Origin of the sequence: Litorivivens sp. (assembly GCF_041624475.1) — a bacterium.
In the GTDB taxonomy this organism is placed as follows: Bacteria; Pseudomonadota; Gammaproteobacteria; order Pseudomonadales; family Spongiibacteraceae; genus Litorivivens.
On record NZ_JBFJUX010000002.1, the window covers coordinates 67,400 to 79,040 of the forward strand.

Sequence of the window (11,641 nt, forward strand, 5' to 3'; positions counted from 1 at the left end):
TTGAACGTGCAGATTTTTTGAAAAGTGTTGGATGAGCGGGCACAAAAAAGGGGGCGAAGAGCCCCCTTTTCGTGGAATGTCGTGGTCAATCAGGCAACTTGCACCGGAATGGCGTTGCTGCTGTGGCTGACGGTGTTGTCCGGGTTCATGTAGATCAGACGCGGCTTGAAGTTGATCAGCTCGGCTTCTGAGTAGATGCCGTAGGCGCAGATAATGATGGTGTCGCCCACGCCGGCCTTGTGCGCAGCCGCGCCGTTGACTGAAATGATACCGCTGTTGTCTTCACCGCGGATGATGTAGGTGGTGAAGCGCTCGCCATTGGTGACGTTGTAGATATCGATCTGCTCGTATTCACGCAGGCCAGCCAGGTCCAATAGCTTGCCGTCGATGGCGCAGGAGCCTTCATAGTTGAGCACCGCGTGGGTAACGGTAGCTTTGTGAAGCTTGGCTTTCAGCATGGTGGACTGCATACGCTGTTCCTTTCTCTCTCTTTGCCTAACGTGCCTGTGCGAACCGGCCCAAATTAATGGGCGGCAAGCATACCCCAGTCGGCGCTGGGATTGAAGTTCAGGGTGACATTATCGATCAGCCTGGTTTCACCCAGGCGGGCCGCCGCCAGTATAACAATCTCTTCGGTGTCCAGAGTTACCTGATCCAGGGTTCTGGCATCGCAGATTGAGAAGTAATCGGGCTCAAAACCGGCATCCAGCAGTGACAGGCGAGCGTGCCGCTCCAGCTCCGCATAGCTGTCAAAGCCGCAGGCGATGGCCTCGCGGCACTCCTGCAGGGTTTTGTGCAGGAAGGGGGCCAGTTCGCGCTGGGCGCGGGACAGGAAACCGTTGCGTGAGCTCATGGCCAGACCATCGAGATCGCGGGCTGTGGTGACACCCTCGATTTCAATGGGCATGCACAGATCGGCCACCATCTTGCGAATGACGGCGAGCTGCTGGAAATCCTTTTTGCCGAATACGGCGACATCGGGCTGAACGATCTGGAACAGCTTGGTGACAACCGTGGATACACCGTCAAAATGTCCGGGGCGGCTGGCGCCACAGTGACGTTCAGAAACGCCGGGGACGGAAACGATGGACTGCTCACCCATGCCGTTGGGGTACATTTCGGCTACACCGGGGTGAAACAGGTACTGAACGCCTTCCGCAAACAGCTTTTCCTTGTCGGCGGTCAGGGTGCGGGGATACTTGTCGAGATCTTCGTTGGCGCCGAATTGCAGCGGATTGACAAAAATGCTGACCACTACAACCTCGCCCAGTTCATGGGCACGACGCACCAGCTGCAGATGGCCCTCATGGAGATTACCCATGGTGGGGACAAAGGCAATGCGTCGACCGTTACGTCGTTCGCTGGCCAGGGCTTCTCTCAGCCGCGCTGTTGTACTGAAGGTTTTCATACCACCCAACTTCCTACTCGTGCCATCGCTGATATGCAGATGCAGGTTGCTGTGATGTCAGTCCGCTTTCGCTGCGGGCTGGCGCCCATCTTCCATATTGCCGGAAGCCACTGTCGCAGTGTTTACAATGTGTACAAGGGACAGAGGCGGGCAAGTATGCCCCAATCATGGGGGGGGTTCAATGCTTTTTGGTAACAAATTTCCATCGATTGTGTTACCAAAAGAAGCGGTGTTATAACGTAACATGATAGCCTGAAAGGCCCGCCAGACGCGGCTTTCAGGGTTTTTGTCTACTCAAAGCTGTGTTCGGGGCCCGGAAACTCGCCCTGTTCGACCGCGATTTTGTAGTTGGCAAGGGCGGTTTGGATGTCTGGCGCATCCGCAAGGAAGTTTTTAACAAATTTCGGAATTCGGCGGGATACGCCCAGCAGGTCGTGCAAGACCAGTACCTGAGCATCGGTTTGAGGGCCGGCGCCGATACCGATAACCGGTATTGTCAGGGCCTCGCTGAGGCGTTGGCCCAGTTCTGTGGGCACGCATTCCACTACCAGCAGGGTGGCGCCGGCATTTTCCAGTGCCTTGGCATCTGTAATGATCCGGCGGGCCCCAGCTTCGTCCCGGCCCTGTACCTTGAAGCCGCCGAGAGTATTGACCGACTGGGGCGTCAGCCCGAGGTGGCCGCAGACCGGGATGCCGCGCTCGGTGAGCAGGGCAATGCTTTCAGCCAGCCACTGGCCGCCTTCCAGTTTCACCATGTGGGCGCCGGACTGCATCAGTGCTGTGGCGTTGCGCAGCGTGTCATCAATTGTGTTGTAGCTGCCAAAGGGCAAGTCGGAGACGATCAGGGCTTTTTCTGTGCCCCGGTCGACACAGGCAGTGTGGTAGCACATGTCCTCGACCGAGACCGGCAGGGTGCTGGTGTGGCCTTGCAGTACATTGCCGAGCGAATCACCTACCAGGATGACATCGATACCGGCCTGGTCGACGAGGCGGGCAAAGGTGGCATCGTAGGCGGTCAGTACGGCGAATTTTTCGCCTTGCGCTTTCTTGGCCGCAAGCGATTGTGGGCTGATTTTGTTCATGGGCGACTCCCGTTACACCAGGCTCGGGTTAAAGTAGTGGCGGCCACTGCGAATGCGCGGAATATAGTCAACCAGTTGCCGGAAGTCACGCTCGTTGTTGGCGAAGTCGATATCTTCGGCATTGATAATCAGCAGCGGTGAAGCATCGTAGTAGTGAAAGAATTCGCTGTAAATTTCGTTGATGGTTTCCAGGTAGCTGCGCTCGACCCGCTGTTCGTAGCGAATGCCGCGGTTCTGGATGCGACTCATCAATACGTCGGCAGGCGCCTGCAGGTAAATGACCAGGTCAGGTACCGGCGCGTCGAGGGTCAGCTGCTCATAGACTTTGTCGTAGAGGGCCATTTCGTCGGCGTCGAGATTGGCGCGGGCGAACAGGCGATCTTTTTGCATCAGAAAGTCGGCAACCTGGCGGGGGGCGAACAGGTCGGCCTGTTTGAGTTCGTCGAGTTGTTCGACGCGCTGAAAGAGGAAAAACAGCTGGGTTGCCAGCGCTGACTGGCGGCGATTTTTATAGAAGCGTTCGAGAAAGGGGTTTTCTTCCGCGCGCTCCAGCATGGTGTGATAACCAAAGTGCTCGGCCAGCTTCTGGGTGAGCGTGGTTTTGCCGACGCCGATCGGACCTTCGATCGCGATAAAATCCGGAAGCTCGCTCGTTTCAGTCATTTACACTCCATTCCTTCACTCCAGTCGCCAGACATCTTCGCGGCTCGCGTAGTCTAATAGTCTATCCAGACAAGTTCCATCGGGAAGGGGCAGTTCGGGGGCAATTTCTGCCAGTGGAACAATAACAAAGGGCCGCTCCTGCAGGCGCGGGTGGGGCAGGGTCAGCTCGCTGCTGCTGAGCTGCAGGTTGCCGTAAAGCAGGATGTCGAGATCGAGGGTTCGGGCGCCCCAACGAACTGTGCGTACCCGCCCCTGTTGCTGTTCAATGGTCTGCAGAGCGTGCAGCAAGTCGAGGGGTTCCAGTGCGGTGCGCAACTCGGCCGCCGCGTTGACAAAATCGGGTTGCTCGCCGGGGCCGACAGCCTTGCTGCCATAGTAGTTGGAGGTGCGCACCAGCTCTATCGACGGGTGGGCCCCTAATGCAGCCAGTGCACGCGTGATTTGGCTGCGCGGGTCATCCAGGTTGCTGCCCAGGCCGATATAGCAGGTTTGCATCACGACGAGCGCGGCGGATTCCGGTGCCGTGGTTTGCGGCGGCGACGGCCATTGTTATTGCGGGCGGGGCGGTCGCCGGCGATTTTTTTCTGCATGCCCTCGCGGGTTCCCTCGTCCGCTTCCTGGAATGCGGTCCACCAGGGGCCCAGCTCTTCCGGAATTTCACCGGCTTGCTCGCGCAGTAGCAGGAAGTCGTAACCGGCTCGGAAGTAGCGATGTTCCAGCAGTTCCTGGGCGCGGCGTCCGGTGCGGCGCGGCAGTCGCAGCTGCAGCTCCCAGATATCGCGCATGGGCATCGAAAAACGCTTGGGAATGGAGGTGTGCTGCTGCTGGGCCGAGACGCAGTTCTGGGCCGCCTGATGAAGCGCGGGAATCTCGGGCACGCCCTCGGCTTGCAGCTGGGCCATTTCCCGGCGCACCACCGGCCACAGCATGACCGCGAAAAGAAAGGCGGGGGTGACCGGCTTGTTCTGGCTGATGCGGGCGTCAGTATTGATCAGGCCCTGCTCGATCAGTGCTGCCGCGCTGGGGTCGTCGCCGTCCAGTACCGCCTGCGTGGCGGGAAACAGTGGGCGGAACAGGTTGTAGTGTTTCAGCAGGGCATACACCCGCAGCGCCTGACCTTCCATAAACAGTTTGAGCACTTCATCAAACAGGCGGGCGGCTGGAATCTGTTCCAGCAGTGGCGCCAGCTTTTTCAGGGGCGCGGCGGTACGGGCTTCCAGCGTAAAATCGAGCTTGGCGGCAAAACGTACCGCGCGCAGCATGCGCACCGGGTCTTCCTGATAGCGATTGGCGGCATCGCCGATGATACGCACTTCGCGTTTTTCCAGGTCACTCAGGCCTCCGACGTGGTCGAGGACGGTGAACTTCTCACTGCAGTAGTAGAGTGCGTTGACCGTGAAGTCCCGGCGCACAGCATCTTCTTCCAGCGTGCCGTAGACATTGTCCCGCAGCAGCATACCGCTTTCACCGGCGACGGCGGTTTTGCCGTTGCCATCTTCGTGGTTGCCGCGGTAGGTGGTGACTTCGATGATTTCCCGGCCAAAGCGAACGTGCACAATCTTGAAGCGGCGGCCAATAATACGGCTGTTGCGAAACAGCTGGCGCACTTCTTCGGGCGTCGCATTGGTTGCGATGTCAAAGTCTTTGGGTTGTTTGCCCAGCATCAGGTCGCGGACACCGCCACCGACCAGGAAAGCATCAAAGCCGCCGCTGCGAAGTCGGTGCATGACTTTCAGAGCGCTGTCACTGATATGCTTGCGGGATACCGGGTGTTCGTCGCGACTGAGTATCCGGGGAAATTTTTCCGAGCTGGTTTTTCGTGTCACGGCAGAGGTGATTTTTGTCCAGAGATTAGCCACTTAGATCCATTCATCAGTTATATAAAACAGGCGAATCAGCCAGCGGCGCATTCTAGCATAGAACAATTTGTGCGCAGCACTTGATTGCAGGGGAGGGGGGAGGGGATTAAAAATTGCTGGCCCAGAAATGAAGAAGGGGAAAACAGTGTCTTCCCCATCCAGGTCTCTATGCAATTGTTTTTATTGGTTTTTCTGCTCTTATTATTATTGTTGTCTGTTATTATTCTTATTCGCGTATACCTATAGCACCTACTGTGCCAACTATGTAATTTGCTTTAAAAACAACAGGTTAGTCTATGTGTTCGGTGATTTTGATGGCTAGGTATTAATGCCTATTGTTACTGTTCTGCCCGCCTGCTGTTACTTTTTACATTTTGGGTAACGTCCCAATAACTTTATTTTGTGACAGAATGGCGTTTTTAAGGAACTTTTGCAGTATTTTGTGTACAGCCGTCAATTTTGGGTCTACCGCAACTGCCGCATTTGGGTCAGGCTGATTTGGAGGTCTTTTTCCGCGGTATACCCAGCCGCTGACGTCGTTCCCACAGGCATTTTCGGCTCACGCCCAGTTTTTGCGCCAGCTCGGTTTCGCTCATGGAGTCCTGGTGCTCCAGCACAAAGCGCTGGAAATAATCTTCCAGTGACAGGTCTTCGTTAGGGTCCAGCGCGTTATTTTTGGGTTTGTTCGCAGGCTCCGACTCTTTGCGGGGTTTGTTGTCCGCCGGCTTTTGCTTGCTGCGCATCTGGCTGACATCTACCAGTTCCAGATCGATATCGAGCAGGTCATTATCGATTTCATTGCCATCGCTGAGAATGACAGCGCGCTCCACGGCATTTTCCAGTTCGCGGATATTGCCCGGCCAGATATAGGTGGTTATGGCTTGAATAGCCTTGGGCGAGAAAAACATCTCGTCTTTGCCCAGCCGATCACAGCAGCGTTTGAGCACGGCTTCGGCAATCTCGAGAATATCCTTGCCGCGTTCGCGGAGGGGAGGCAGCTCAAGGCGCACTACACCGATGCGATAGTACAGGTCTTCCCGGAACTCATGTTCGCGCGCCATGGTCTTGAGGTCGCGGTGGGTGGCGCAGATCAGTCTGACGTCAACAATGCGGGCGTGAACCGAGCCAATGCGGCGAATTTCGTTCTCCTGAATAAAGCGCAGCAGTCGCGCCTGAGCTTCCATGGGCAGCTCGCCAATCTCATCCAGAAAGAGGGTGCCGCCGTCGGCCGCCTCGATCAGTCCGATACGGTTGGCATTGGCGCCGGTAAATGCGCCTTTTTCGTAGCCGAACAGTTCCGATTCAATGAGGGTTTCGGGAATGGCGGCGCAGTTGACTGAAATAATGGGTTTGTCGGCGCGGCTGCTGCGATTGTGAATGGCTTTCGCGACCAACTCCTTGCCCGTGCCGGTTTCGCCGTGGATCAATACCGTCGCTTCTGTGGGGCCCACTTTTTTGATGCGCTCGTAAAGGGTGGTCATGCTCTTGCAGCTGCCGATCATTTCGCCCAGTTGCGGCTGGCCGCGCAGCCCCTTGCGCCGTGGGCGGCTGCCGTTTTCTGCTTTATCTTCGGAGTGGGCCTCGATATTGCGTCTGACCGCTTCCAGCATCTCGTCGTGATCGAAGGGTTTGGCGACGTAGTCGACGGCGCCCTGTTTCATGGAGTCGACAGCCGAGCGCAGGCTGGCGTAGCTGGTCATGATAAGGACGGGAGATTCGGTTTGCTGGATCAGCTCGGTGCCGGGCGCACCGGGCAGACGCAGATCGGAGATGATGAGGTCAAAGTCGTCGAGGGTGAAGTTCGCCAGCGCTTCTGCGACAGAGGAGGCTTCCTGCACACTGTAGTCGTTGTGTTCCAGCAGGCGCCGCAGGGCTTTGCGGATTACGTCTTCGTCTTCGACTATCAGAATGTCACTCATTTCATACTCGCAAATCTGGCTGAATCAGAGAGCCGGGTGCTGGCGCGCCCTCGATGGCAGAGAAAATGTTACCAATCTGCCCAAGCGTTCGTAACATTCAAACATACCGCGTCGCAGCGCCTTTTGCCAGTCCTGAACGCGGTTGCAGTGCTGCGCTAGGAAATGAAGGGGGGCAGGGTGATGTGCACACAGGTGCCGCGGCCGGTATCTGCGACCGGACTTTCAATTCTGATCTCGCCGTTGAGTTCTTCAATGATGTTGTAGACCAGCGCCAGCCCCAGCCCCGTGCCTTTGCCGGGTTCCTTGGTGGTAAAAAAGGGCTCGAAGATTTTTTCCAGCGCGTGGCTGGGAATGCCGCTGCCACTGTCGCAAACAGACAGTTGAATAGCGTCTCCGCCCTCGGCCCGGACGGTGATGATACCGCCGGGTTCGCTGGCGTCGCGGGCGTTGGCCAACAGGTTGATCAGCACCTGAATCAGGCGCTGGGCCTCTGCGGCCGCCAGCAGCCCCGGCGGACACCGATTGACGAATTTTACCTGCGTAGCTTCGCGGTCGAGTGACAGCAGCTGAATGGCTTCCTGGACACAGTGGTCGATATCGACCGCTTCGATATTGCTGGCCTGGGCGTCGCGTCCCTGGTGAGCGAAGTTCACCAGACTTTGCACAATGCCGGTGATGCGCTGGGTTTGCTTGATGATCTGGTCAGCGGATTCCAGCACTTCGGGTTCGCTTGAATCATAGCGCAGGTTCTGGGCGAGGCAGGCTATACCGGTGACCGGGTTGCCTATTTCGTGGGCTACCCCGGCTGCGAGGCGGCCGATGGAGGCGAGGCGTTCCTGGTGGGTGAGTTTGTCTTCCATCAGGTGGGTTTCGGTGACGTCTTCGACAATGATGACCTGCTCGCTGCGTGCCAGCGGGTCAACCGAGGCCTTGTGCAGATTGAGGATGCGGCTGCCTTCCTCGCTCTCTAGAGAATGCTTGCGCCAGTGCAGGTCGCCGCTGGCGAGAAAGCTCTCGAGCAGGGTATGCCAGTCTTCGTCGAGGTCGGTCAGGCGCGAGCCGGTGATGTCATCGCTGGCGATGCCGGAGAGTTCACTCATCGCCCGATTCCACATCAGGATTTCACCGTCGCTGCCGAGTGAGCACAGCCCGATGGGCAGTTCGTCGAGAGTTTGCCGGTGGTAGCGGCGCAGATTGTTCAGGTCTGCCGCCAGCCCGGTCAGGTGGGCGTTATAGAGCTCCAGCCGGCTTTCGATAAACGTGATGTCTTCGCTGCTGGTGGTGGGGTCCGAGACATAAGGCAGTTGCTGGTCCACCAGCGACTTGGCCACGCCCGGCCCCATCAGGGCCGACAGGTTAATCTCGATGCGATCGCGCAGACGCCGCAGTGCGTAGGGGCGACGCTCATCGGGGGTGAGCTGGAGCTCTTCCAGTGCGCGTGCGACTTCGCGGTGAGCTACGTTGTCACCTAGAACATAAGCGAGTCGCTGTTGCATATCTGCGGCATCGCGCAGATCCAGAATCTGTCGAACGGGGCGGTTCAGGTCATCCAGGGTGCAGACTTCGGCAGCGATGCGCTCTTCGTCAGGGGTATTGGTCAACAGGGAAACCGCAATGAACACCAGCGCATTGGCCGTTAATGACAGAGCGACCACGGCTACCCAGTAAAGGTCTTCCGGCAAACCGGCGACGTAAAACGACAGCAGCAGGCTGGAGTCGACGAGCTCGACCAGGCTGGCAAGGGAGCCCCATGCCCATACCGCGAAGCCCACAAGCAGCCCCGCGATCAAACCGTAGCTGTTGGCGGAGGGCCAGTAGAGTATGGCCAGCACCCCCGGAAAGAACTGCACGCAACCGGACATAGCGGCGATGGCGAGCTGGCTGAGGGTGTTGTTGTCCGGGATGGCGAAGTAGAACAGGTAGCCGGCGCCGATAATCACAGCGACCAGAAGCTGGCGAGTGCGCAGTAGCCAGAGGTAAATATCGCGGCGACTGTCCGGCTGAAACAGGGGCAGTATCAGGTGGTTGAGCGACATGCTCGCCAGCGCCAGTGTGGCGACAATGATGACCCCGCTGGCGGCGGACAGGCCGCCGATAAAAGCGAGGTAGGACAGCCAGTCATGCCCGCTCTGCTTGCCGATGATCAACGAGTAATATTGAGCCGCAGCGTCGGTGCCGAGAGCCTCGCCTGCCCAGAGAATGGGAAAGACCGGCAGACTGATCAGCATCAGGTAGAGCGGAACAGCCCAGCTGGCGACTTTCAGATGCCGGGGGTTAGGGTTTTCTGCAAATACCAGATGAAACACGTGGGGCAGGCAGACGGCGCTGGCAAAGAACATGACCAGCGACATGCGGGTGGTATCGCCGCCGACAGGTTTGTTGAGCACTTCGACCAGGGCCTCTTGGCCGCTGAGCCAGGTTTGCATATTGTCAAAGCTGCCGAAAACGTAAATCACGGCAAAGATGCCGGTCAGGCCGAACGCCAGCAGTTTTACGACGGATTCAAAGGCAATGGCGGTGACCAGCCCGCGGTGACTTTCGCGCGAATTCAGATGGCGTGAACCGAACAGGATGGCAAAGACAATGATGACCACACAAAACAGCAGCGCCAGCACATCGCGCTGTTGCTGGCTGTCGGCGGGGTTGTCCGGCCGGCCGCTCAAAACCTGCATGGATTCCGACACCGCCTGAATCTGCAGGGTCAGCAGCGGCAGCATTGCCAGCAGCATGAAAATGGTGATCAGTGAACCGGCCCATTGGCTGCGAAAGCGAAAGGTGAGCAAGTCGGCCAGCGAGCCCAGACGGTAGCTCTGGCAGATACGCATCAGGGGGGCCAGCAGCAGGGGGTAGACGATAAACACCGTTGCTACCCCCAGGTAGTAGTTCATGTAGCCGTAACCGGAAACACGCGCCTGTTCGACCACACCGTAGATACCGTAGGCACTGACGAAGACGCCCAGGGACAGAACATAGGTGGCGGGGTGCCGGTTCAGCCAGTCGGACATCAGCCGGCGTTCGGCGGCGTAGGCGATGGCAAAGAGCAGAATTAAATAAACCGAGCCCAGCAGGAAGAGATTGAGGAACTCAGCGTTCATCCGGGGCGGCATCCTGCTGGCTGATATAAACAAACACTACGACGGCCAGCCAGATCAGGTGCGGCCGGTACCAGGCTACGCTGTCGTTCAGCAGCCACTGCTCCAGTGAGGGGGTGAACAGGAAAAACACGGTAAACAGTAATATCAGGGAGGAATGTATCAGCATCACCGGGCCTCTCGGTTAGAGGCCCAATGGTAATAGAGCCTGTTCGCGAATGTAAAACATCGATCAGTCGAAGAACGCGCTTTCTGGCAAACCCATAACTGCGGGCAGTTGTTGTCGGTGCCAATGGTCCACTGCGTGATTGAGGATGCGCTCGACGGAGCTCTGTTGAGCACGCGGCGGCAGTTCCTGCCCGAGAAAGCGCAGGGCCAGTAACAGGTTGTCGCAGGCGCGGCTGTCATCAATGGCGGCGGCAAAGGTCTGCTTGCTGAGTTTGTGGCCGTCGCTGCCAACGATAACGGGGAAGTGCAGGTAGGTCGGTGTTGGCAACGCGAGTCTGGACTGCAGCAGTCGCTGTCGGGGGGTGGACACCCAGAGGTCGGAGCCGCGCACCACGTGATTGATGCCCTGATAGGCATCGTCAACCACGACCGCGAGTTGATAGGCATAGTAGCCGTCGCGTCGCCGGAGGGTGAAATCGCCCACCTCCTGTAACAGGTTCTGTCGCAGGGGGGCTTGCAGCAGGTCGTGGGCCTCCCATATCTCATCCGGTACTGCCAGTCGAATAGCGCAGTCTTCCTCATTGACGCTGGCGACACAGGCTCCGCGATGGATGCCGTCGAAACGAGCGAGTTGGCGTCGGGAACAGCTGCAGCGAAAAGCGTCCCCAGAAGACAGGAGCTGCTGCAGGGCAGCATCGTAGGCCTCGGAACGCGTCGACTGTTCCAGTACGGGGCCGTCCCAGTTGAGCCCGTGGCGGCGCAGCGTATTCAGAATGCGCTCGTCGGAACCGGCAATTTCCCGAGGCGGATCGATATTTTCCATTCGCAACAGCCACTGCCCGCCATGAGCTCTGGCGTCGAGAAAACTGGCGAGGGCGCCAATCAGGGAACCAATATGCAGCGGGCCGGTGGGAGAGGGGGCAAAGCGGCCAATATAAGGCGATTCTGGGGAGTACATGCAGATGAAGGGGCGGCGCGAACCGCCCGCTCAGGATCAGCCGTGTTCCTGCTTTTCTTTGATTTCATCCAGCGTCTTGCAATCGATGCACAGGCTGGCGGTGGGGCGAGCTTCAAGTCGCTTGATACCGATTTCAACGCCGCAGGTGTCGCAATAACCGTAGTCATCGTTATCGATCAGATTGAGGGTCGAGTCGATTTTCTTGATCAGCTTGCGCTCGCGGTCGCGGGTGCGCAGTTCCAGGCTGAACTCTTCCTCTTGAGTCGCTCGGTCGGCCGGATCAGGGAAATTGGCAGCCTCGTCCTTCATGTGGGTAACCGTGCGGTCTACCTCTTCCATGAGCTCGGCTTTCCACTTGTACAGGATGTTGCGGAAGTGTTCCTTCTGCTTGTCGTTCATATACTCTTCACCCTTTTTTGGCTTATAGGGCTCAAAGTTTTTGAACACACCCGCTTCTTTTTGCTTTGCTGGCATTGATTCAATCTCTCCATC

General features: G+C 57.8%; 11 protein-coding genes. All 11 read right to left on the reverse strand.

From position 1 onward, the window contains the following. Nucleotides 1-89 precede the first annotated feature (89 nt). Nucleotides 90-470, reverse strand: a complete 381-nt coding sequence (gene panD / locus ABY734_RS02990) for an aspartate 1-decarboxylase (protein WP_372777490.1) — start codon at nt 468-470, stop codon at nt 90-92. A 53-nt stretch (nt 471-523) separates the two neighbouring features. After that, nucleotides 524-1,408, reverse strand: coding sequence for a pantoate--beta-alanine ligase (gene panC / locus ABY734_RS02995; RefSeq protein WP_372777491.1), 885 nt, complete (start codon nt 1,406-1,408; stop codon nt 524-526). 290 nt (nt 1,409-1,698) lie between these two features. Beyond that, on the reverse strand, nt 1,699-2,490 hold the full coding sequence (panB, locus tag ABY734_RS03000; protein WP_372777493.1) for a 3-methyl-2-oxobutanoate hydroxymethyltransferase: 792 nt from the start codon (nt 2,488-2,490) through the stop codon (nt 1,699-1,701). Nucleotides 2,491-2,502: 12 nt separating this feature from the next. Beyond that, nucleotides 2,503-3,153 (reverse strand): deoxynucleoside kinase, encoded by a 651-nt coding sequence (locus tag ABY734_RS03005; protein WP_372777494.1) that lies wholly within the window; start codon nt 3,151-3,153, stop codon nt 2,503-2,505. Nucleotides 3,154-3,168: 15 nt separating this feature from the next. Beyond that, nucleotides 3,169-3,648, reverse strand: coding sequence for a 2-amino-4-hydroxy-6-hydroxymethyldihydropteridine diphosphokinase (gene folK / locus ABY734_RS03010; protein ID WP_372777495.1), 480 nt, complete (start codon nt 3,646-3,648; stop codon nt 3,169-3,171). Further along, complete coding sequence (gene pcnB / locus ABY734_RS03015) at nt 3,648-4,979, reverse strand: polynucleotide adenylyltransferase PcnB (RefSeq protein WP_372777496.1); 1,332 nt, start codon at nt 4,977-4,979, stop codon at nt 3,648-3,650. The genes folK and pcnB overlap by 1 nt, the downstream gene beginning before the upstream one ends. A gap of 521 nt (nt 4,980-5,500) precedes the next feature. Next, entirely contained in the window at nt 5,501-6,931 is a 1,431-nt protein-coding gene (locus ABY734_RS03020) for a sigma-54-dependent transcriptional regulator (protein ID WP_372777497.1), read from the reverse strand. 155 nt (nt 6,932-7,086) lie between these two features. Beyond that, nucleotides 7,087-10,038 carry an ATP-binding protein gene (locus ABY734_RS03025; RefSeq protein WP_372777498.1) on the reverse strand — a complete coding sequence of 984 codons (2,952 nt, stop codon included), beginning with the start codon at nt 10,036-10,038 and terminating at the stop codon, nt 7,087-7,089. After that, on the reverse strand, nt 10,016-10,192 hold the full coding sequence (locus ABY734_RS03030; RefSeq protein ID WP_372777499.1) for a hypothetical protein: 177 nt from the start codon (nt 10,190-10,192) through the stop codon (nt 10,016-10,018). Before ABY734_RS03030 ends, ABY734_RS03025 begins: the two co-directional genes overlap by 23 nt. A 63-nt stretch (nt 10,193-10,255) precedes the next feature. Then, entirely contained in the window at nt 10,256-11,149 is an 894-nt protein-coding gene (gene gluQRS, locus ABY734_RS03035) for a tRNA glutamyl-Q(34) synthetase GluQRS (protein ID WP_372777500.1), read from the reverse strand. Between the two features lie 36 nt (nt 11,150-11,185). Continuing rightward, on the reverse strand, nt 11,186-11,623 hold the full coding sequence (gene dksA, locus ABY734_RS03040) for an RNA polymerase-binding protein DksA (protein WP_372777501.1): 438 nt from the start codon (nt 11,621-11,623) through the stop codon (nt 11,186-11,188). Between the last annotated feature and the right edge of the window lie 18 nt (nt 11,624-11,641).

What these genes read in the sequence shown, in the direction of transcription:
- panD (WP_372777490.1), bottom strand. Translation starts at nt 470, where the DNA reads ATGCAGTCCACCATGCTGAAAGCCAAGCTTCACAAAGCTACCGTTACC.
- panC (WP_372777491.1), bottom strand. Translation starts at nt 1,408, where the DNA reads ATGAAAACCTTCAGTACAACAGCGCGGCTGAGAGAAGCCCTGGCCAGC.
- panB (WP_372777493.1), bottom strand. Translation starts at nt 2,490, where the DNA reads ATGAACAAAATCAGCCCACAATCGCTTGCGGCCAAGAAAGCGCAAGGC.
- ABY734_RS03005 (WP_372777494.1), bottom strand. Translation starts at nt 3,153, where the DNA reads ATGACTGAAACGAGCGAGCTTCCGGATTTTATCGCGATCGAAGGTCCG.
- folK (WP_372777495.1), bottom strand. Translation starts at nt 3,648, where the DNA reads ATGCAAACCTGCTATATCGGCCTGGGCAGCAACCTGGATGACCCGCGC.
- ABY734_RS03020 (WP_372777497.1), bottom strand. Translation starts at nt 6,931, where the DNA reads ATGAGTGACATTCTGATAGTCGAAGACGAAGACGTAATCCGCAAAGCC.
- ABY734_RS03025 (WP_372777498.1), bottom strand. Translation starts at nt 10,038, where the DNA reads ATGCCGCCCCGGATGAACGCTGAGTTCCTCAATCTCTTCCTGCTGGGC.
- ABY734_RS03030 (WP_372777499.1), bottom strand. Translation starts at nt 10,192, where the DNA reads ATGCTGATACATTCCTCCCTGATATTACTGTTTACCGTGTTTTTCCTG.
- gluQRS (WP_372777500.1), bottom strand. Translation starts at nt 11,149, where the DNA reads ATGTACTCCCCAGAATCGCCTTATATTGGCCGCTTTGCCCCCTCTCCC.
- dksA (WP_372777501.1), bottom strand. Translation starts at nt 11,623, where the DNA reads ATGCCAGCAAAGCAAAAAGAAGCGGGTGTGTTCAAAAACTTTGAGCCC.